Raw genomic sequence first — 17,228 nt, forward strand, 5'->3', positions numbered from 1 at the left:
GGTTCAAACTCCAGGTAAGGGGGACGGATCAGCCGTTCAGGAACTGCTTGACGATCTTCGCATCCGCGTCCGAAAGCGTGGTCGTGCCACGAGCATTGCGGACAAACTTGGCGGTGCGCTTGATCATGCCATGGCGCTTGCCGGCCTGGCCTGCCTTGACGCGTCCCGTACCCGTGAGCTTGAAGCGCTTCTTGGCGCCGCTCTTGGTCTTCAACTTGGGCATTTTGCTCATCCTTAATCATGCTGCCGAGATGAGAACCACCTTGCGCCTGTCTTGCGACGGGCGGCCGGATGGTCGCTTCGGCATGGAAGCATTCGTGAGCCGACGCGGCATGCCCTGAGAAAATCGCCAACGGATCGGCGTTCCTCGCGCCGGGCGGCTCGGAAACGGCGGGTTTATAGCGGGCGCGGACGCAGGTGGCAAGGTCCGAAGTGACCTGCCAGCCGTGCCGGCCAGCCAAAGCGGACCAGGCGACGCGAGCGCGCGCACCGGCCCCGAAAAGATAAGGGCGGGCCGATCGATCGGTCCGCCATCTTGCAGCATCGAACGCTGGGTCGGCTGAAACTCAGCGGGGGGCGAGCACCATGATCATCTGGCGACCCTCGAGCTTCGGCTCCGCCTCGACCTTGGAGATCTCCGCGGTCTCGTCGCGCACGCGCTCGAGCAGCTTCATGCCGAGGTGCTGGTGGGCCATCTCACGTCCGCGGAAGCGGAGCGTCAGCTTGACCTTGTCGCCCTCTTCGAAGAAGCGCTTGATCGCCTTCATCTTGACCTCGTAGTCGTGGTCATCGATGGCGGGGCGCATCTTGATCTCTTTGACCTCGACGACCTTCTGGTTCTTGCGAGCCTCGTTGGCCTTCTTCTGGGTCTGATACTTGAAGCGGCCGAAATCGAGGATCTTGCAAACCGGCGGCGCGGCGTTCGGCGAGATCTCGACGAGATCCAGACCGGCCTCCTGCGCGGCGGCAAGCGCATCCTGGATCGAGATGACGCCGATATTCTGGCCGTCCTCTCCGATCAACTGAACTTCACGGACACCACGAATCTCGCGGTTGATACGCGGCCCCTCCTTGGTGGGCTCCTGCGCTTTGAACGGACGGCGAATGGGGGCAGTCTCCTCTAACGTTTAAGAATCCGGCGGGTAGCTTGACTAAATGGGTACGAACCACGTCTTTGGCTAGGCCCGGGCGGAAACCCGATCCGGGCGGAGCAAGGCGTGGCGCGCGCGGGTCAAACGTCCCGGCAGAATGGGGAAACTCGGCCAAGCCCGCGTGAAAGTCAACCGAAAGCCGCCGTTTCGGCCCAACCCGCACCGGTTCGGGGTCCGAATCACGCGACCGGAGAGCAAGTGATGCAGTCAGAACACAGAACCCTCGATGTCGGCGCCGGCGCCGATACCCGGTCGATCGCCATCCTGGCACGCCCCGGCGCCGCGCCCGGCGTGGTCTTCCTCGGCGGCTTCATGTCCGACATGCGCGGCTCGAAGGCCGAGGCGCTGGACGAATGGGCGGCCGAAAAGGGCCGTGCGCTGACCCGCTTCGACTATTCCGGCCACGGCGCCTCCGGCGGCGATTTTGCCGACGGCACGATCACGCGCTGGCTGGAAGAAGCGCGCGCCGTGCTCGACACGACCGAGGGGCCGCAGATCCTCGTCGGCTCGTCGATGGGCGGCTGGATCGCCCTGCTGCTGGCGCTCGAGCTCGCCGGCACCGAGCCCGGCCGCGTCGCCGGCCTCGTGCTGCTGGCGCCCGCCGTCGACATGACGCGCGACCTGATCCTCGCCCGGATGACGCCGGCCGAGCGGCAGGAAATGGAGACGACCGGCGCGCTGAAGCAGCCGAGCGCCTATTCGGACCAGCCCTATCTGATCACCAAGGAGCTGATCGACGACGGCGAGGCGCACCTGATCGGCCACAGGCCAGTTGCGCTCGGCGCGCCGGTCCATATCATCCAGGGTGTCCTCGACGACGAGGTGCCGTACCAGGTCGCGATCGACCTCGTCACGCAGCTGGCCCAGGACGATGTCGTGCTGACCCTGATCAAGGATGCCGGCCATCGCCTGTCGCGGCCCGAGGACCTGAAGAAACTGATCCAGGCCGTCGAGGCGATCGCCTGACGGCGCGATCCCGCCGGGCGGATACCCGATCCGCCCCGCGAACACGGAGCAAGGCCATGGCAACGCGCGGCTTCACCGGCAGGCGTCCCACCGACGGCATCGTCGAGCGGCTGCCGCCCGGGCAATATCTCACCGAGGATTTTCCCGTCCTCTCGGCCGGGCCGACGCCGCGCGTCGACCTCGCGACCTGGCGCTTCACCGTCAAGGACGGCGTGCGCCCGGTCGCGAGCTGGAGCTTTGACGAATTCAACCAGCTCCCCCGCACCAAGCTCACCCGCGACATCCACTGCGTGACGAAGTGGTCGAAGTTCAATACCGCCTGGTCGGGCGTCACCATCGACGACATCCTGGCCGAGGCCGGCATCGCGGCGCCGAGCCCCTTCACCCTCGCCCATGCCTATGACGGCTATTCGACCAATGTGCCGACCGACGATCTCACGAACGGCAAGGCGATGATCGCGACCCATTTCGAGGGCCAGCCGATCCCGCCGAACCATGGCGGGCCGGCGCGGCTGCTGGTGCCGCATCTCTATTTCTGGAAATCGGCCAAATGGGTGAACGGTCTGCAGTTCACCAACCGCGACGAGGCCGGGTTCTGGGAGCTCAGGGGCTACCACATGCGCGGCGATCCGTGGCAAGAGCAACGCTTCACGGGCGACTGAGACCGCCCGCCCCCTCCCCTCGCTCCTCACATCTCTGCCATGCCCAACGTCCCGCCCTTCGTCGCGCCGCAGCCCGACCGCCTGCTCTGGCAGCCGGCGACGATCACCGCCATCACGCGCGCCACGCCGCGCGTGAAGATCTTCACCTTCCGACCAGCCGACTGGCCGGGCTTCACCGCCGGCCAGCACGTCGACCTGCGCCTCACCGCGCCGGACGGCTACCAGGCCGAGCGCAGCTATTCGATCGCCTCGGCGCCCGACGCGACCGGCACCTTCGACCTCGCCATCGACCTGATCGACGACGGCGAGGTGTCGCCCTTCTTCCACGAAGTGGCCGAGATCGGCGACACGATCGAGATCCGCGGCCCGATCGGCGGCCATTTCGTCTGGCGCGCCGAGGATGGCGGGCCGGTCTTACTGATCGCGGGCGGATCGGGGCTGGTGCCGCTGATGGCGATGCTGCGCCACCGCGCCGAAGCGGCGCCCGACATCCCGGCCGCACTGATCCTGTCGGCGCGGACTGAGGACGAGCTGATCTGGCGCGACGAGCTGCTGCAGCGCGACCGCGACGAGCCGCATTTCCACCTGTTCGCGACGGTGACACGCGAGACGCCGCGCACGCCCGGCATCCGCCATGGCCGCATCGACGCCGCGCTGATCGAGGCGGCGCTCGCCAGCCTGCCGGCACCGCCGAGGACCAGCTTTATCTGCGGCGCGACGCCCTTCGTCGGCGCCGCCGCCGATCTCGCGCTTTCGGCCGGCCTCCCCTTCGCCAGCATCAAGGCGGAACGCTATGGGGGCTGAACCGCTTTCTTGTCTTCGAGACCGCCCTCGAATTTGACATCTGCTAGTAGCGTACATGATAAGCAGCCGCGCAAACCGGGGGGATGGAATGGCTAGGAAAAGTGCATGGCTATTGACGCTAGCCGTGACATCCATGCTTGCACATTTTGTGTGGCTCGCTGTTGTTCTCTTTCTTTTTCTGGGTGGCCCGTTTGGAAAATCGAATTCTACGGCCTGGCAGACGGTTCGTGACCTCTTCTGCCCTTCATGTGAAAAGAGCTACGACGCGATAAACGTCGCGGCACAGCTGGGTCGCCTGGATCTCCTCTCATTGAGCCTTACGGTCTTGGCAACAGTGCTGGCATTCGGCGCAATCGCGAGTTTCTTCCTTATCCGGGGCGCCGCCGTACACGCTGCCGCAGAGGAAGCTACCAGCCATATTTCAGCTAAGTTACCCAACCTGATAACTCCCGAGATATTGGGAGAGGCCATATTGAATAATGAGCGCATTAAACATAGTATAGTATCTATGCTTAGAGCTTCAGAAGCTCATGAAAATCAAATATCGGAAGGGACTGCAAACCAGATAGCTGCAGCGTTCGAGGGGGACAAAAATGAGCACTAATTTCACCGAAATTGCAAAGCGTCACCTTGGCCCCCCTGTGAATATCGAGGCCATCATTCGTGGAATGGGAATCGAACTAGATAAAAAGGCAGACTTGGATGAAGAAATCGCCGGCCAACTGGCGAAACTGCCCGACGGAAAATTTAAGATTTCGATCAACAAGTCAGACACCTACTACCGTCAACGCTTCACTATGGCGCATGAGCTAGGTCACTACCTCTTGCACGCTCACCTGATCGGCGACGGTGTCGATGATAGTAAGGCCTACCGTAGTGTGCCGACTGGACAGTTCTACAATGAGGCGATCACTCGCCTCGAAGAGACACAAGCGAACCAATTCGCTTCCCGGCTTTTGCTACCCAAAAGCGTTGTAACGAAACTAGCCCGCGTCGGTGCGACCATTAAGGATATCTCAGTCCAGTTGCAGGCATCAATTCCCGCGACGCAGATTCGCTTGTCAGCTCTCGGCTACACGGTAGCAGACAACACCATAGTCGCTGTTCCGCCAGAAACTGATGCCTGAGGCGCTGCTCTGGGCGTGGCTCGCCGGCTGATCAGCCGCGCCAGCTGCCGTCCTGCCAGAGCGCCGCGATGCCTTCGCGATAGGTCGGGAAGGCGAGCGTCACGCCGAGATCGGCGGCGAGGCGGCCGTTTCCGACGCGCTTGTTCTCGCCATAGAAGGAGCGGACCATCGGCGGCAGGTCGGCGGTGGCGAAATCGATTTCCGGCGGCAGGGGATAGCCGGCGAGCTCGGCCGCATAGGTGACGACGTCCTGCGGCGGCGCCGGCTCGTCGTCGGTGACGTTGAAGACGCCGGACGCCTTTCGCGCCGCGGCGGCGGCGACCGCCGTCGCGATGTCAGCCACATGGATGCGGTTGAAGATCTGGCCCGGCTTCACCAGCCGCCGCGCCGTGCCTTCGGCGAGCTGCACCAGCGCGTTGCGGCCGGGGCCGTAGATGCCCGAAAGGCGCAGCAGCGCGACGGGGATGCCGCGCTCGTCGCCGAGGATGCGCCACTCCGCCTCGGCGCGCACGCGCTCGACCGAGCGGCCCGAGAGCGGATTGGGCTCGGTCGTCTCGTCAACCCAGCCGCCATCATGGTCGCCATAGACGCCGACGGTGGAGAGATAGCCGATCCAGGCGAGCCTCTCCGCGCCGACGAGCGCGTCGCGCAAGAGCGTGATCACCGGATCGCCGGCCGTGCCCGGCGGGATCGACTGGATGACGTGCGTCGCCCGCTTCACCGCCGCGACCAGAGCGTCCGACACCGTCTCGCCGTCGAAGACATGGGCGTCGATGCCCTCGGCCCGGAGCGCCGCCGCCTTCTCCTCGGTGCGCACCGTGGCGCCGATCGAGGCGTAGTCGCCGCGGACAAGGCGCGCCGTGGCGAGGCCGGAAAAACCCATGCCGAAAATGAAGAGATTGCCGTCGGCCATGCTCACCCCGTGCGTCGCTCCGATGTGATTGCGGGGAATATCGCCGAAGCCGGCCGCTGTTCAAGTGCGGATCGACATCCTCAGGCGTGGCGGGCCGAGGCGAGCGCCTTGGAAAAGGCCGCGGCGAAGCTCTCGCGATCGTCCGGATTGAGGAAGCCGCCGATCGAAAGGCGGCGGCCATGCGAGGCCAGCACCATGCGCGTGATGCCAAACTCCTCGTGGCGATCGACCTCGAGCTTCGCCCAATAGGGATTGAAGGCGAAATCCTCGGCGCGGCCGTTCGCGGCGATCCGGCACACGGTCAGGCGGTCACGGCTCAGCTCGACGATCTCGCAGGCGCGCGCGGCGCGGTAATTCATCTTGAAGGCGAACTGGATGATCAGGAGATCGAGGCCGAAGAAGAAGGCGATCGGCCAGGCGCCCATCGACCAGAACAGGAGGCCGCTCAGGAAGCAGGTGGCGCCGACGAACATCAGGAGCGCCGCGAAGCCGCGCGGCGACAGCGAGCGATACGGCTTCAGCGTTGCGTGGAACAGGAGTTCGTCACGCTGAGGTCCGGCATCCATCTCGACATTGCGGTCACTCATGGCTCGTCAGTATAGAGGATGCATGTCCGATCCGCAGCACCTTCCCCCCGCCCCGCCGCCGCGCCGAAAGGCCGCGCGCCCGCCGAAGCGCTTCACCAGGGCCGAGGTGGAGGAGGTGTTCGCCCGCTTCCAGGCGCGCGATCCCGAGCCGCAGGGCGAGCTCGAGAGCGTCAACACCTTCACCCTGCTCGTCGCCGTCGTGCTGTCGGCGCAGGCGACCGACGCCGGCGTCAACAAGGCGACGCGGGCGCTGTTCGCCATCGCCGACACGCCGGCCAAGATGCTGGCGCTCGGCGAGGAACAGGTCAGCGACCACATCAAGACGATCGGCCTCTATCGCACCAAGGCGAAGAACGTCATCGGCCTGTCGCGCATGCTGGTCGAGCTGCATGGCGGCGAGGTTCCCGACGACCGCGCCGCGCTGGAGGCCCTGCCCGGCGTCGGCCGCAAGACGGCGAATGTCGTGTTGAACATCGCCTTCGGCCATCCGACCATCGCCGTCGACACGCATATCTTCCGGATCGGCAACCGCACCGGGCTCGCGCCGGGCAAGACGGTCGACGCCGTCGAGAAGGAGCTGAACCGGATCATCCCGGCGAAATACATGCTGCACGCGCATCACTGGCTGATCCTGCACGGCCGCTATGTCTGCAAGGCGCGCAAGCCCGACTGCGCCGTCTGCCTCATCAACGACCTCTGCCGCTACCCGGACAAGACAATCGCCTGAGCCCCTCAGAGCCCGATGCCGCGCGCCATCAGCGAGGCGAGGATCGCGACCAGCACCAGCGCCGCCGTCTCGGCATGGACCATGCGCCGCGTCGCCGCGATCTCGGCCGCGCCCGGGGCGAAGGACGGATCCGCCTTCGCCTGGCGGCGCCAGGCGAGGATCGCCCGCGTCGGCCGGATCGACAGCAGCCCCATCGCCACGAAGGCGGCGATCTTGGCCCAGAACAGCCAGTTGTGGGTGTAGAACTCCGAGCCCTTCAGGCCGAGGAAGACGCGGCCGAAGCCGACGGCGATCAGGAGCATCGCGACGCCGCCATAGAGCGCGTCGACCCGTCCGAGCTTCTCGATCGCCGCGCCGGAGAGGCCCGGCTTCAGCAGCATCAGCTCCATCGCCAGCAGCGTGACGATGGCGAAGACGATCAGGAAATGGCCGATGGCGAGCAAAAGGTCGGCGAGCATGGCTTTCCCCCGTGATGTCGGGGCATCTTGCCTAGTTTCCGACCGGTCTGGAACCCGTCACGCGCTTGTTGAGATGCGTCATGAACGCCGTCGCGAAGAGCGGCGTCAAAAGGTTGAGGATCGGGATCGCCAGGAACAGCGCGATGACGAAGCCGCCGGCGAGCACCAGCCCCGCGTTCTGGCGCCGCAGTTCGCGCGCCGCCTCGACCGGGCGGAAGCGCGCCGCCGCCTGTTCGAAGAATTCGCGCCCGAGCAGATAGCCGTTGCCGATGAAGAAGGCGACGAGATTGACGCCGGGGATCAGCAGCAGGAACAGGCAGACGAGGTTGACGAGGATCACCGTGGCGGTGAAGCCGAGCGTCGCGGCGAGGCCCTTGAAGAACGGCAGCCCCCGGCCGGGCGGGTCCTGCGGATAGTGCGTCGCCTCGACCACCGCCGCGATGTCGTCCGAGAAGAGACCGGCCATCAGCGCCGAGACCGGCGCGATCAGGAAGGCGAGGCCGACGACCAGCCCGAAGCCGGTGACAACAGCCACAGAGGTCTGGATCCAGGGCTGGCTCGGCCAGTCGGCGAACATCACGACCAGCGCCTGCAGGCCGAACCAGATCAGGATCAAGAGCGCCAAAGTGAGGGCGAGCGACTTCCACAGCACCGCGCGGAACGGCGGCGTCCAGATGTCGGTGAGCGCGAGCCAAGCAGCCTGCAACATGCGGTTTCCCCCGGGCAACGACGTTGGCAGATAGGATGGCGAGGCCCGCGCCGCAAGGCAATCGCGAGGGACGCCGCGCGAGTCCTGTTGCGCGGCGAAGGACCGACTGTATAGTCCGGCTCCGTCACGGCGACGGCCCGGCGGCCGCGCTTACCTGCATCTTCTTCTCTTTTGCCATTCAGGACAGACCCATGACGGAAGCCCGCTACGACGTTCTCGGGATCGGAAACGCGATCGTCGACATTCTGGCGCGGGCGGAAGAGGACTTCCTGGTCGAGCAGCAGCTGGTCAAGGGCGCGATGCGCCTGGTCGACATGACCGAGTCGCAGCGGCTCTACAACGCCATGGGCCCGGCGATCTCCGCCTCGGGCGGCTCGGCCGGCAACACCGTCGCCGGCATCGCCTCGCTCGGCGGCAGCACCGCCTTCGTCGGCAAGGTGGCGGACGACGACCTCGGCGCCGTCTACCGGCACGACATGCGCTCGATCGGCGCCACCTTCGACGTCTCGCCGCTGGTCGGCGGCGCCCCGACGGCGCGCTCGATGATCTTCATCACGCCGGACGGCGAGCGGACGATGAACACCTATCTCGGCGCCTGCCACGAGCTGACGCCCGACGACATCGACCCGACGCTGTTCTCCGACACCAAGATCACCTATTTCGAGGGCTTCCTGTGGGACGCGCCGAGCGCCCGCGACGCCTTCTTCAAGGCGGCCGACATCGCCCACAAGGCGGGGCGCCAGGTGTCGCTGACGCTGTCCGACGCGTTCTGCGTCGATCGCTTCCGCGGCGACTTCACGCGCCTGCTCTGCGACGGCACGATCGACATCCTGTTCGCCAACGAGGTCGAGCTGAAGTCGTTCTACGAGACGTCGAGCTTCAACACGGCGCTGAAGGCGCTCCGCAACGACTGCCGCGTCGCCGCCGTCACCGTCGGCGCCGAGGGCTCCTATGTGGTGACGCCGGACCGCATCGAGCACGTGCCGGCCACCGTGGTCGAGGACGTGATCGACACCACCGGCGCCGGCGACCTCTACGCGTCCGGCTTCCTCTATGCCGTCGCCAAGGGCCTCGACCTCAAGACCGCCGCGGCCCTCGGCGCGCTCGCCGCCGGCGAGGTGATCAGCCATATCGGCCCGCGCCCGGCCACCTCGCTGGTCGACCTGGCGCGGCAGTCGGGCTACGCGCTCTGAGGGCGTCCGCGCGAGGCGGAAACCGGAGGGCGAGAAAGCCGCGCGCCGGAGGAGAACCGGGCCAGCGACCGGGAACCCGAGCCGTTCCGCGCGGAACGGCGTAGGTGGCTCAGAAGTTTTCCCCAGCCTCGAATTATCCGGACCGAGCGCGTCGTCTCGTGATTGACAAGGCAACGGGGTCCCCTTATTCATCCGTCCGCGCCCAGATGGCGGAATTGGTAGACGCGCACGGTTCAGGTCCGTGTGACGAAAGTCGTGGAGGTTCGAGTCCTCTTCTGGGCACCAATTTCTGCAAAAGCCCCGCATTCCGGACCGGATGCGGGGCTTTTGCTTTTGGAGCCCATCGCGCGGACTTCCGGCAAGGCCGGCGCCGGCCCTCAGAGCTCGGCGGCGATCTGCTCCGGCGACATCGCCTCGCCGGCCACCTCGCTCTGGCTCTTCGGCGGCTGGCCGGCGCGCGCCTTCAGGTTCAGGATCGCCTGCTGCCAGTGACAGGCGGCGCGGCCCTCCGGGCTTCCCTCCGCCAGCCAGAGCCGGTGCGCCTCGTCGGCGATCTGCTGTTCGGTGAACTGGGTCATCGCATCCTCCTAGCCGTCGCGGCCCGGCGGCCGCCTGCTCCGCGATTCAACCCCGCCGCCGCCCGCCCGTTCCCCGCCGCGCCCCGATCGCTTCCGGTCGCGCGATTTGTGACCGGAATTTCGTATGAGCTTTGTTGACAGACCTCACACTCTCTGGTCGACTTGACCAAACGGAGGTTGTCGGCAGGGGGCCGCACCACCGCGACCACCAGTCAGGGACAGTCCCATGCGCATCTTCGTCAGGCCGGCACTGGCACTCGGCCTTGCCCTCGTCGCGGGAACCCTGCTCGCGGGCGACGCCATCGCGGCGGCAAAGACCGAGCTGGTGCTGGCGATCGGCGGCGAGCCCGACACCGGCTACGACCCGCTGCTCGGCTGGGGCCGCTACGGCCACCCGCTGTTCCAGTCGACGCTGCTCTCGCGCGACCCCGCGATGAACACCGTGCCGGACCTCGCCACCGGAACGTCGCTGTCGGAGGATCGCCTGACCTGGACGATCCAGGTCCGGCCCGACGCGAAATTCTCCGACGGCACGCCGCTCACCGCCCGCGATGTCGCCTTCACCTTCACCGAGGCCGCCAAGGCCGGCGGCGCGCTCGACCTGACCGTCATGGAAAGCGCCACGGCGACCGACGATGCGACCGTCGTGATCCGGCTGAAGAAACCCTGGATCACCTTCACCGAGCATTTCTACGCGCTCGGCATCGTGCCGGCGGCGAAATATGGCAAGGGCTATGCGCGCCAGCCGATCGGTTCCGGCCCCTACGAGCTGGTCTCCTGGACCGAGGGTGAGCAGCTGATCGTCAAGGCCAACCCCCACTATTACGGCAAGAAGCCGGAATTCGAGCGGGTCACCTTCCTGTTCACCGGCGAGGACACCAGCCTGGCGGCGGCCGGCGCCGGCCAGGTCGACATGGTCTCGGCACCCGCCGCGCTCGCCGACAACGTGCCGAAGGGCTTCAAGACCGTCGTCTCGCGCACCGTCGACAATCGCGGCCTGACCTTCCCGATGCTCCGCGACGAGGGCAAGACCAACGCCAAGGGCGAGAAGCTCGGCAACGCCGTCACCTCGGACCGCGCCATCCGCCAGGCGATCAATCTCGGCGTCGACCGCAAGGTGATCGTCGACGTGGCGCTGCACGGCCACGGCACGCCGGCCTACGGCCCGGCCGACGGCCTGCCCTGGTCGAATGCCGAGGCCGCCGTCGGCTATGACCTCGACGCCGCCAAGGCCCTGCTCGACGAGGCCGGCTGGGTTGCCGGCGCGGACGGCATCCGCGCCAGGGACGGCGTCCGCGTCGCCTTCCCGATCAACTACCCGGCTTCCGATTCGACCCGCCAGGCGATCGCCATGACGCTGGCCGAGCTGCTGCTGCCGCTCGGCATCGAGGCGACGGCGCAGGGCATCACCTGGGAGGCGATCGAGCGCGTCATGCATGCCGAGCCGGTGCTGTTCGGCTGGGGCAGCCACAGCCCGCTCGAGGTCTACAGCCTCTACCAGAGCGGCTTCGGCGGGATCGGCTACTTCAACCCCGGCTATTTCGCCAGCGAAGCGGTCGATCGCCACCTGGCCGAGGCCCAGTCGGCGGCGAGCCTGGAAGCTTCCTATCCGGCCTGGCAGAAGGCCGAATGGGACGGCACCACCGGCTTCGGCCCGAAGGGCGAGGCCGGCTGGGCCTGGCTCGCCAATCTCGACCACGTCTATTTCGTCCAGGAATGCCTCGACGTCGGCCAGACCCAGATCGAACCGCATGGCCATGGCTGGCCGATCACGGCGTCGATCCAGAACTGGAAGTGGACCTGCGACTGAGCCGGTTCCGCATTTCGACGAACCGCTCACGCCATGCCCGTTCGCGTCGCCCCACGCGAACGGGCATCCGCCTTGCCTGAAACGCACTAGGCCGAACTCATGCAGCCCTGGCCCCGCTTCATCGCCTTCCGGATCGTCCGCCTCGCCCTCGTGCTGATCGCGGTGGCGCTCGTCGCCTTCGCGCTCGCCAAGATGTCGCCGGTCGATCCGATCAATGCCTATCTCGGGCCGGACATCGCCAAGGTCGGGCCCGAACAGCGGGCGCTGATCGCGGCCGAATGGGGCCTCGACCAGCCGGTCGGCGTGCAGTTCACGAAATGGCTGGGCAACCTCCTCGCCGGCGATCTCGGCTGGAGCGTCACCTACAACGCCCCGGTCGCCGAGGTGATCGGCACGCGCTTCAGGACCTCGCTGGTGCTGATGGGGCTGGCCTGGATCTTCTCCGGCCTGTTCGGCTTCGCGCTCGGCATCGCCGCCGGCGCCTGGCAGGGCGGCTGGGCCGACCGGCTGATCCGCGTCTACGCCTATGTACTGGCGTCGACGCCGACCTTCTGGATCGCCATCCTGCTGTTGATGGTGTTTTCGGTCTCGCTCGGCTGGACGCCGGTCTGCTGCGCCGGGCCGGTCGGCGTGCTGCCCGAGGACGTCACGCTCGTCGAGCGGATCCGCCACCTGATCCTGCCGCTTGCCGCGCTGTCGATCCTCGGTATCGCGCAGATCGCCTTGCACACCCGCGCCAAGATGATCGAGATCATGCGCTCCGACTACGTGCTCTACGCCCAGGCGCAGGGCGCGTCGCGGCTCGACATCGCGCTGCGCCACGGCGCGCGCAACGCCGCGCTGCCGGCGATCACGGTGCTGTTCGCCTCGCTCGGCGAATTGTTCGGCGGCTCCGTTCTGGCCGAGCAGGTCTTCGCCTATCCGGGCCTCGGCCGCGCCACCATCGAGGCGGGGATCCGGGGCGACGTGCCGCTGCTGCTCGCCATCACGCTGTTCACCACCCTCTTCGTGTCGACCGGCAACACGATCGCCGACGCGCTCTACCGCCTGGTCGACCCGCGCATGGCCGATCCCGACGCCGTGCAGGGAGCCGCGCCATGACGCTCGCAGCCCACCATGGCGAGACCGCGCGCCGCCTCAACGGCCGCGCCACGGCGGCGATCCTCGCCGCATCCGGTCTTGCCATCGTGCTCGGCGTCCTCGTCGCGGCAGGCCTGCTCGGCCAGACCGGCATCCGCGCCGATTTCGCCGCCCGCCTGCTGCCGCCTTCGCTGGCGCACCCGTTCGGCACCGACCCGATGGGCCGCGACATGCTCGCCCGCACGATCAAGGGCCTCGCCGTCAGCCTGAAGGTCGGCCTGCTGGCGGCGAGCTTCTCGGTCGTCATCGCGACGGCTCTGGCGCTGGCCGCGGCGACGCTCGGGCGCGGCGCCGACGCCGTCGTGTCGTTCCTCGTCGACGCGACCATGGGCCTGCCGCATCTGGTGCTGCTGATCCTGATCTCGTTTGCGCTCGGCGGCGGCACCACCGCCGTCATCATCGCGGTGGCGGTCACCCACTGGCCGCGCCTGACCCGCATCCTGCGCGCCGAGATCCTGCAGTTGCGGCACGCCGAATACGTCACCGTGTCGCGCCGCTTCGGCCGCTCCTGGTGGTTCGTCGCGCGGCACCACTTCCTGCCGCATCTCGTGCCGCAGATGCTGGTCGGGCTGGTGCTGATGTTCCCACATGCCATCCTGCACGAGGCAGGCCTGACCTTCCTGGGCTTCGGCCTGGAGCCGTCGCTGCCGGCGATCGGCATCCTGCTGTCGGAATCAATGCGCTACCTGACGGCGGGCCGCTGGTGGCTCGGGCTCTTCCCCGGCCTGTCGCTGCTCCTCGTCGTGCTCTGCTTCGACGCCATCGGCAACGGGCTGCGCACCCTCACCGACCCGCGCGCGAGCCAGGAGTAACGGGCGTGACCCTGCTCGAGATCGACAGCCTCTCGCTTCATTTCCGACGCTACGACCGGCTGTTCCGGCATGTCGAGGTCGAGGCGCTCGGCGCCATCTCGCTGGCGCTCGAGGCCGGCGAGGTCCTGGCGGTGGTCGGCGCGTCGGGCTCGGGCAAGAGCCTGCTGGCGCATGCGATCCTCGGCATCCTGCCGAAGAACGCCGTGCTGCGCGGTTCGCTCTGGTTCGACGGCCGGCCGCTCGACGGCACGGCGCAGGCGGCGCTCTGTGGCCGCCGCATCGGCCTGGTGCCGCAATCCGTCAGCTATCTCGATCCGCTCGCCCGCAACGGCGACCAGCTGCGCTGGGCGGCGCTGCGCGCCGGCCGTTCGCAGCGCGACGCCACGCGCCTTGCGCAGCCCGCCCTGCAGGCCATGGGGCTCGATCCCGCCATCGCGCGCGATTTCCCGCACAGCCTTTCCGGCGGCATGGCGCGACGGCTCGCCATGGCGATCGCCACGATCGGCGAGGCCGACCTGATCCTCGCCGACGAACCGACCAACGGCCTCGACCCGGACAACGCCGCGCGCGTGCTCGACCGCCTCGCCGGCTTCGCGCGGCGCGGCAAGGGCGTCATGCTGATCACGCACGACCTGGTCGGCGCCCTTCCCTATGCGGACCGCGTCGCCATCCTCGACGGCGGCCGGCTGATCGACGTCGAGCCGGCGAGCGCGTTTTCGGGCCGCGGCGACGGCCTGCGCTCGGCTTATGCGCGGGCGCTGTGGCGGGCCCTGCCGCAGAACGATTTCTCTTTGCCGGAGGCCCTGCACCATGCTTGAGGCGCGCGCCATCTCGTTCCGCTTCGGCGCGTCGGGTCGCACGGTGCTCGACGACGCCTCGATCGCGATCGCCCCCGGCGAGATCGTCGGCCTCTCGGGTCCGTCGGGCATCGGCAAATCCACCCTCGGCCGCATCCTGGCGCAGCATGTCCGGCCCGATTCCGGCCGCGTGGTGATCGACGGCCGCCCCGTCGCCGCCGGCGGCTTCCACCCCGTGCAGTTCCTGGCGCAGTCGCCGATCCTGGCCGTCAATCCGCGCTGGCGGGTGGGACGGATCCTGGCCGAGGCGAGCCCGCCCGACGAGGAGACCCGCGCCGCGCTCGGCATCCGGCCCGACTGGGACCAGCGCTATCCGCACGAGCTCTCCGGCGGCGAATTGCAGCGCGTCGCGATCGCCCGCGCGCTGGCGCCGGGGCTGCGCTACCTCGTCGCCGACGAGATCTCGGCCATGCTCGACGCCGTGACCCAGGTCCGGATCTGGACCTTCCTGCGCCGCCTCGCGGCCGAGCGGAGCATCGGCATCCTGGCGGTCAGCCACGATGCCGCGCTGCTGGCGCGGATCTGCGACCGGCGCGAGGCGATGGGGTCGGGGCGTCCCGTGCCCTGCGCCGCGGAGCCACTACGCGCGCGCGCCGCGTCCTGAGTGTCTGGCCCGCATTCGACGGGCCCTGCCGCACCCTCTTCTTCACCTCTCCCATGGGGAGAGGTCGGAGCGAAGCTCCGGGTGAGGGGGTAGGGAACCATCCGGATAGGGCGTAACCCCTCACCCGCCGGCCTTCGGCCGTCGACCTCTCCCCATGGGAGAGGTGACCCTCCTTTACGGCCCGGCGCCCGAAGCCCGATCCGGCCTCAGAGGCCGTTGGCGATGGTCGTGCCCTTCTCGCCGCGGATGGCCGCCGGAATGTCGGCCAGCGCGCAGATGATCGAGCGGCCGCCGGCGAGGCGGGCGAACTCCTTCGCCGCGTCGACCTTCGGCCCCATCGATCCCGCCGGGAACTTGTGGCGGTCGAGTTCGTCCGGGCTGATGGAACGGATCGCCTTCTGCTCGGGCGTGCCCCAGTCAAGATAGACGGCGTCGGCATCGGTGGCGCAGACGAAGACGTCGGCGGCGATGTCGCGCGCCAGCAGGCCGGAGGCGCGGTCCTTGTCGATCACGCATTCGACGCCGACCAGCCGCCGCTCGGCGCCCGGCTCGTACATGGTCGGGATGCCGCCGCCGCCGGCCGCGATGACGACGACGCCCTTCTCGAGCAGCCAGCGGATGGGCTGGATCTCGAAGATCCGCTTCGGCGCCGGCGAAGGCACCACGCGGCGCCAGAACTTGCCGTCCGGCTTGACGACCCAGCCGCGCGCCGCGGCTTCCCGCTTGGCCTCCTCCTCGGGATAGACCTTGCCGATGAACTTGGTCGGGTCCTGGAAGGCGGGATCGTCGGCCGACACCTCGACCATGGTGAGGATGGTGGCGAGCGGCCTTTCGAACGGGATCAGGTTGCCGAGCTCCTGCTCGATCATGTAGCCGATCATGCCCTCGGTTTCGGCGCCGAGCACGTCGAGCGGCGCGTCCTCGCCCGGATAGGCCTCCTCCTGCAGGGCGAGCAGGCCGACCTGGGGTCCGTTGCCATGGGTGATGACGACCTCGTGCTCGGCCACCAGCGGCGCCAGCGCCTCGGCGGCGACCTTGGCGTTGCGGCGCTGGTTCGACGCGGTCAATTCCTCCCCGCGTCGAAGCAGGGCGTTGCCGCCCAGCGCGATGACGATGCGGGCCATGTCAGGCCCCCAGCGTCGCGACGAGGATGGCCTTGATCGTGTGCAGCCGGTTCTCGGCCTGCTCGAAGGCGATGTTCATCGGGCTCTCGAAGACCTCGTCCGTGACCTCCATCTCGCTGATGCCGAACTTCTCGAAGATGTCCTGGCCGACCTTGGTATCGGTGTTGTGGAACGCCGGCAGGCAATGCATGAACTTGACGCGCGGATTGCCCGTCTTCTTCATCAGCGCCATGTTGACCTGGTACGGCGTCAGCAGCTTGATGCGCTCGGCCCAGACCTCCTTCGGCTCGCCCATCGAGACCCAGACGTCGGTGTGGACGAAGTCGACGCCCTTGACGCCCTTGTCGATGTCGTCGGTGATGGTGATGCGGGCGCCGCTTTCCGCCGCCATGCGCTTGGCCAGCGCCTGCACGTCGTCATGCGGCTGGTTGGCGCGCGGCGCGACAAGGCGGACGTCGCATCCCATCATCGCCCCCAGCACGAGCAGCGAATTGCCCATGTTGTTGCGCGCGTCGCCGAGGAAGGCATAGCTGATCTGGCTCTTCGGCTTCTCGGAATGCTCGACCATGGTCAGCATGTCGGCCAGCATCTGGGTCGGATGCCAGTCGTCGGTGAGGCCGTTATAGACGGGGACGCCGGCATATTTCGCCAGCTCCTCGACCATGCCCTGGCCGGAGCCGCGGAACTCGATCGCGTCGAACATGCGGCCGAGGACGCGGGCGGTATCCTTCATCGATTCCTTGTGCCCGATCTGGCTGCCGGAGGGATCGAGATAGGTGACATGCGCGCCCTGGTCGTGGGCGGCGACCTCGAAGGCGCAGCGCGTGCGCGTCGAGGTCTTCTCGAAGATCAGGCAGATCTCCTTGCCGGCGAGCGTCGGCTGCTCCGTTCCGGCATATTTCGCCCGCTTCAGGTCGCGCGACAGCTCGAGCAGATAGAGCATCTCGCGCTGGGACAGGTCGTCCAGCTTCAGATAGCTGCGTCCGCGCAGATTGAATGACATCTC

General features: G+C 67.6%; 21 protein-coding genes and 1 tRNA gene. 13 read left to right on the plus strand and 9 right to left on the minus strand.

What is annotated here, in order from left to right:
- Positions 1 to 28: 28 nt before the first annotated feature.
- Positions 29 to 223 (minus strand): 50S ribosomal protein L35, encoded by a 195-nt coding sequence (rpmI, locus tag G539_RS0122075; RefSeq protein WP_018182351.1) that lies wholly within the window; start codon positions 221 to 223, stop codon positions 29 to 31.
- Positions 224 to 566: 343 nt separating this feature from the next.
- Entirely contained in the window at positions 567 to 1,106 is a 540-nt protein-coding gene (infC, locus tag G539_RS0122080) for a translation initiation factor IF-3 (protein WP_029077138.1), read from the minus strand.
- A gap of 246 nt (positions 1,107 to 1,352) precedes the next feature.
- Between infC and G539_RS0122085 the strand changes: the two genes are divergently transcribed.
- From G539_RS0122085 to G539_RS0122100, 5 genes are all read left to right on the plus strand, one after another.
- Positions 1,353 to 2,117: an alpha/beta hydrolase gene (locus G539_RS0122085; protein ID WP_029077139.1), complete on the plus strand. Its 765-nt coding sequence runs from the start codon at positions 1,353 to 1,355 to the stop codon at positions 2,115 to 2,117.
- Positions 2,118 to 2,173: 56 nt separating this feature from the next.
- Positions 2,174 to 2,779, plus strand: a complete 606-nt coding sequence (locus G539_RS0122090) for a sulfite oxidase-like oxidoreductase (protein WP_029077140.1) — start codon at positions 2,174 to 2,176, stop codon at positions 2,777 to 2,779.
- Positions 2,780 to 2,818: 39 nt separating this feature from the next.
- Positions 2,819 to 3,583: a ferredoxin reductase gene (locus tag G539_RS0122095; RefSeq protein ID WP_051231920.1), complete on the plus strand. Its 765-nt coding sequence runs from the start codon at positions 2,819 to 2,821 to the stop codon at positions 3,581 to 3,583.
- Positions 3,584 to 3,707: 124 nt separating this feature from the next.
- Positions 3,708 to 4,187: a hypothetical protein gene (locus G539_RS27250; protein ID WP_210162842.1), complete on the plus strand. Its 480-nt coding sequence runs from the start codon at positions 3,708 to 3,710 to the stop codon at positions 4,185 to 4,187.
- Positions 4,177 to 4,710: an ImmA/IrrE family metallo-endopeptidase gene (locus G539_RS0122100; RefSeq protein ID WP_084640185.1), complete on the plus strand. Its 534-nt coding sequence runs from the start codon at positions 4,177 to 4,179 to the stop codon at positions 4,708 to 4,710. The genes G539_RS27250 and G539_RS0122100 overlap by 11 nt, the downstream gene beginning before the upstream one ends.
- A 31-nt stretch (positions 4,711 to 4,741) precedes the next feature.
- On the opposite strand, the gene G539_RS0122105 is transcribed toward G539_RS0122100, so the two are convergent.
- Entirely contained in the window at positions 4,742 to 5,623 is an 882-nt protein-coding gene (locus G539_RS0122105) for an NAD-dependent epimerase/dehydratase family protein (protein ID WP_029077143.1), read from the minus strand.
- Positions 5,624 to 5,703: 80 nt separating this feature from the next.
- A complete protein-coding gene (locus G539_RS0122110; protein ID WP_029077144.1) occupies positions 5,704 to 6,210 on the minus strand; it encodes a DUF2244 domain-containing protein in 507 nt (168 codons plus the stop codon).
- A 22-nt stretch (positions 6,211 to 6,232) separates the two neighbouring features.
- Between G539_RS0122110 and nth the strand changes: the two genes are divergently transcribed.
- The gene (nth, locus tag G539_RS0122115; RefSeq protein ID WP_029077145.1) at positions 6,233 to 6,937 is read left to right on the plus strand and encodes an endonuclease III; all 705 of its coding nucleotides are present in this window, start codon (positions 6,233 to 6,235) and stop codon (positions 6,935 to 6,937) included.
- Positions 6,938 to 6,942: 5 nt separating this feature from the next.
- On the opposite strand, the gene G539_RS0122120 is transcribed toward nth, so the two are convergent.
- The gene (locus tag G539_RS0122120) at positions 6,943 to 7,395 is read right to left on the minus strand and encodes a DUF2214 family protein (RefSeq protein WP_029077146.1); all 453 of its coding nucleotides are present in this window, start codon (positions 7,393 to 7,395) and stop codon (positions 6,943 to 6,945) included.
- A 31-nt stretch (positions 7,396 to 7,426) separates the two neighbouring features.
- Complete coding sequence (locus G539_RS0122125) at positions 7,427 to 8,104, minus strand: sulfate transporter family protein (protein WP_029077147.1); 678 nt, start codon at positions 8,102 to 8,104, stop codon at positions 7,427 to 7,429.
- A gap of 191 nt (positions 8,105 to 8,295) precedes the next feature.
- On the opposite strand from G539_RS0122125, the gene G539_RS0122130 reads away from it, so the two are divergent.
- Both G539_RS0122130 and G539_RS0122135 read left to right on the plus strand, forming a co-directional pair.
- Positions 8,296 to 9,297: an adenosine kinase gene (locus G539_RS0122130; protein WP_029077148.1), complete on the plus strand. Its 1,002-nt coding sequence runs from the start codon at positions 8,296 to 8,298 to the stop codon at positions 9,295 to 9,297.
- A 200-nt stretch (positions 9,298 to 9,497) separates the two neighbouring features.
- Positions 9,498 to 9,582, plus strand: a tRNA-Leu gene (locus G539_RS0122135).
- A 92-nt stretch (positions 9,583 to 9,674) separates the two neighbouring features.
- Here G539_RS0122135 and G539_RS25815 read toward each other — a convergent pair.
- Entirely contained in the window at positions 9,675 to 9,875 is a 201-nt protein-coding gene (locus tag G539_RS25815) for a DUF2934 domain-containing protein (RefSeq protein WP_035832263.1), read from the minus strand.
- A gap of 226 nt (positions 9,876 to 10,101) precedes the next feature.
- On the opposite strand from G539_RS25815, the gene G539_RS0122145 reads away from it, so the two are divergent.
- From G539_RS0122145 to G539_RS25825, 5 genes are all read left to right on the plus strand, one after another.
- A complete protein-coding gene (locus G539_RS0122145) occupies positions 10,102 to 11,685 on the plus strand; it encodes an ABC transporter substrate-binding protein (RefSeq protein ID WP_029077149.1) in 1,584 nt (527 codons plus the stop codon).
- Positions 11,686 to 11,784: 99 nt separating this feature from the next.
- Positions 11,785 to 12,786 carry an ABC transporter permease gene (locus G539_RS0122150; RefSeq protein WP_029077150.1) on the plus strand — a complete coding sequence of 334 codons (1,002 nt, stop codon included), beginning with the start codon at positions 11,785 to 11,787 and terminating at the stop codon, positions 12,784 to 12,786.
- Positions 12,783 to 13,637 (plus strand): ABC transporter permease, encoded by an 855-nt coding sequence (locus tag G539_RS0122155; protein ID WP_029077151.1) that lies wholly within the window; start codon positions 12,783 to 12,785, stop codon positions 13,635 to 13,637. Before G539_RS0122150 ends, G539_RS0122155 begins: the two co-directional genes overlap by 4 nt.
- Before the next feature lie 5 nt (positions 13,638 to 13,642).
- A complete protein-coding gene (locus G539_RS25820; protein WP_035832264.1) occupies positions 13,643 to 14,455 on the plus strand; it encodes an ATP-binding cassette domain-containing protein in 813 nt (270 codons plus the stop codon).
- The gene (locus tag G539_RS25825; RefSeq protein WP_051231922.1) at positions 14,448 to 15,098 is read left to right on the plus strand and encodes an ABC transporter ATP-binding protein; all 651 of its coding nucleotides are present in this window, start codon (positions 14,448 to 14,450) and stop codon (positions 15,096 to 15,098) included. The genes G539_RS25820 and G539_RS25825 overlap by 8 nt, the downstream gene beginning before the upstream one ends.
- 206 nt (positions 15,099 to 15,304) lie before the next feature.
- Here G539_RS25825 and arcC read toward each other — a convergent pair whose 3' ends face one another.
- Entirely contained in the window at positions 15,305 to 16,222 is a 918-nt protein-coding gene (arcC, locus tag G539_RS0122170) for a carbamate kinase (RefSeq protein WP_029077152.1), read from the minus strand.
- Position 16,223: 1 nt separating this feature from the next.
- Positions 16,224 to 17,225, minus strand: a complete 1,002-nt coding sequence (locus tag G539_RS0122175) for an ornithine carbamoyltransferase (protein WP_029077153.1) — start codon at positions 17,223 to 17,225, stop codon at positions 16,224 to 16,226.
- Positions 17,226 to 17,228 lie beyond the last annotated feature (3 nt).

The organism is Kaistia adipata DSM 17808, assembly GCF_000423225.1.
GTDB lineage: Bacteria > Pseudomonadota > Alphaproteobacteria > Rhizobiales > Kaistiaceae > Kaistia > Kaistia adipata.

Bases quoted from the DNA above. Each gene is read 5' to 3' on its own strand.
- rpmI (WP_018182351.1), bottom strand. From the start codon at position 223: ATGCCCAAGTTGAAGACCAAGAGCGGCGCCAAGAAGCGCTTCAAGCTC.
- G539_RS0122085 (WP_029077139.1), top strand. From the start codon at position 1,353: ATGCAGTCAGAACACAGAACCCTCGATGTCGGCGCCGGCGCCGATACC.
- G539_RS0122090 (WP_029077140.1), top strand. From the start codon at position 2,174: ATGGCAACGCGCGGCTTCACCGGCAGGCGTCCCACCGACGGCATCGTC.
- G539_RS0122095 (WP_051231920.1), top strand. From the start codon at position 2,819: ATGCCCAACGTCCCGCCCTTCGTCGCGCCGCAGCCCGACCGCCTGCTC.
- G539_RS0122100 (WP_084640185.1), top strand. From the start codon at position 4,177: ATGAGCACTAATTTCACCGAAATTGCAAAGCGTCACCTTGGCCCCCCT.
- G539_RS0122105 (WP_029077143.1), bottom strand. From the start codon at position 5,623: ATGGCCGACGGCAATCTCTTCATTTTCGGCATGGGTTTTTCCGGCCTC.
- G539_RS0122110 (WP_029077144.1), bottom strand. From the start codon at position 6,210: ATGAGTGACCGCAATGTCGAGATGGATGCCGGACCTCAGCGTGACGAA.
- nth (WP_029077145.1), top strand. From the start codon at position 6,233: ATGTCCGATCCGCAGCACCTTCCCCCCGCCCCGCCGCCGCGCCGAAAG.
- G539_RS0122120 (WP_029077146.1), bottom strand. From the start codon at position 7,395: ATGCTCGCCGACCTTTTGCTCGCCATCGGCCATTTCCTGATCGTCTTC.
- G539_RS0122125 (WP_029077147.1), bottom strand. From the start codon at position 8,104: ATGTTGCAGGCTGCTTGGCTCGCGCTCACCGACATCTGGACGCCGCCG.
- G539_RS0122130 (WP_029077148.1), top strand. From the start codon at position 8,296: ATGACGGAAGCCCGCTACGACGTTCTCGGGATCGGAAACGCGATCGTC.
- G539_RS25815 (WP_035832263.1), bottom strand. From the start codon at position 9,875: ATGACCCAGTTCACCGAACAGCAGATCGCCGACGAGGCGCACCGGCTC.
- G539_RS0122145 (WP_029077149.1), top strand. From the start codon at position 10,102: ATGCGCATCTTCGTCAGGCCGGCACTGGCACTCGGCCTTGCCCTCGTC.
- G539_RS0122150 (WP_029077150.1), top strand. From the start codon at position 11,785: ATGCAGCCCTGGCCCCGCTTCATCGCCTTCCGGATCGTCCGCCTCGCC.
- G539_RS0122155 (WP_029077151.1), top strand. From the start codon at position 12,783: ATGACGCTCGCAGCCCACCATGGCGAGACCGCGCGCCGCCTCAACGGC.
- G539_RS25825 (WP_051231922.1), top strand. From the start codon at position 14,448: ATGCTTGAGGCGCGCGCCATCTCGTTCCGCTTCGGCGCGTCGGGTCGC.
- arcC (WP_029077152.1), bottom strand. From the start codon at position 16,222: ATGGCCCGCATCGTCATCGCGCTGGGCGGCAACGCCCTGCTTCGACGC.
- G539_RS0122175 (WP_029077153.1), bottom strand. From the start codon at position 17,225: ATGTCATTCAATCTGCGCGGACGCAGCTATCTGAAGCTGGACGACCTG.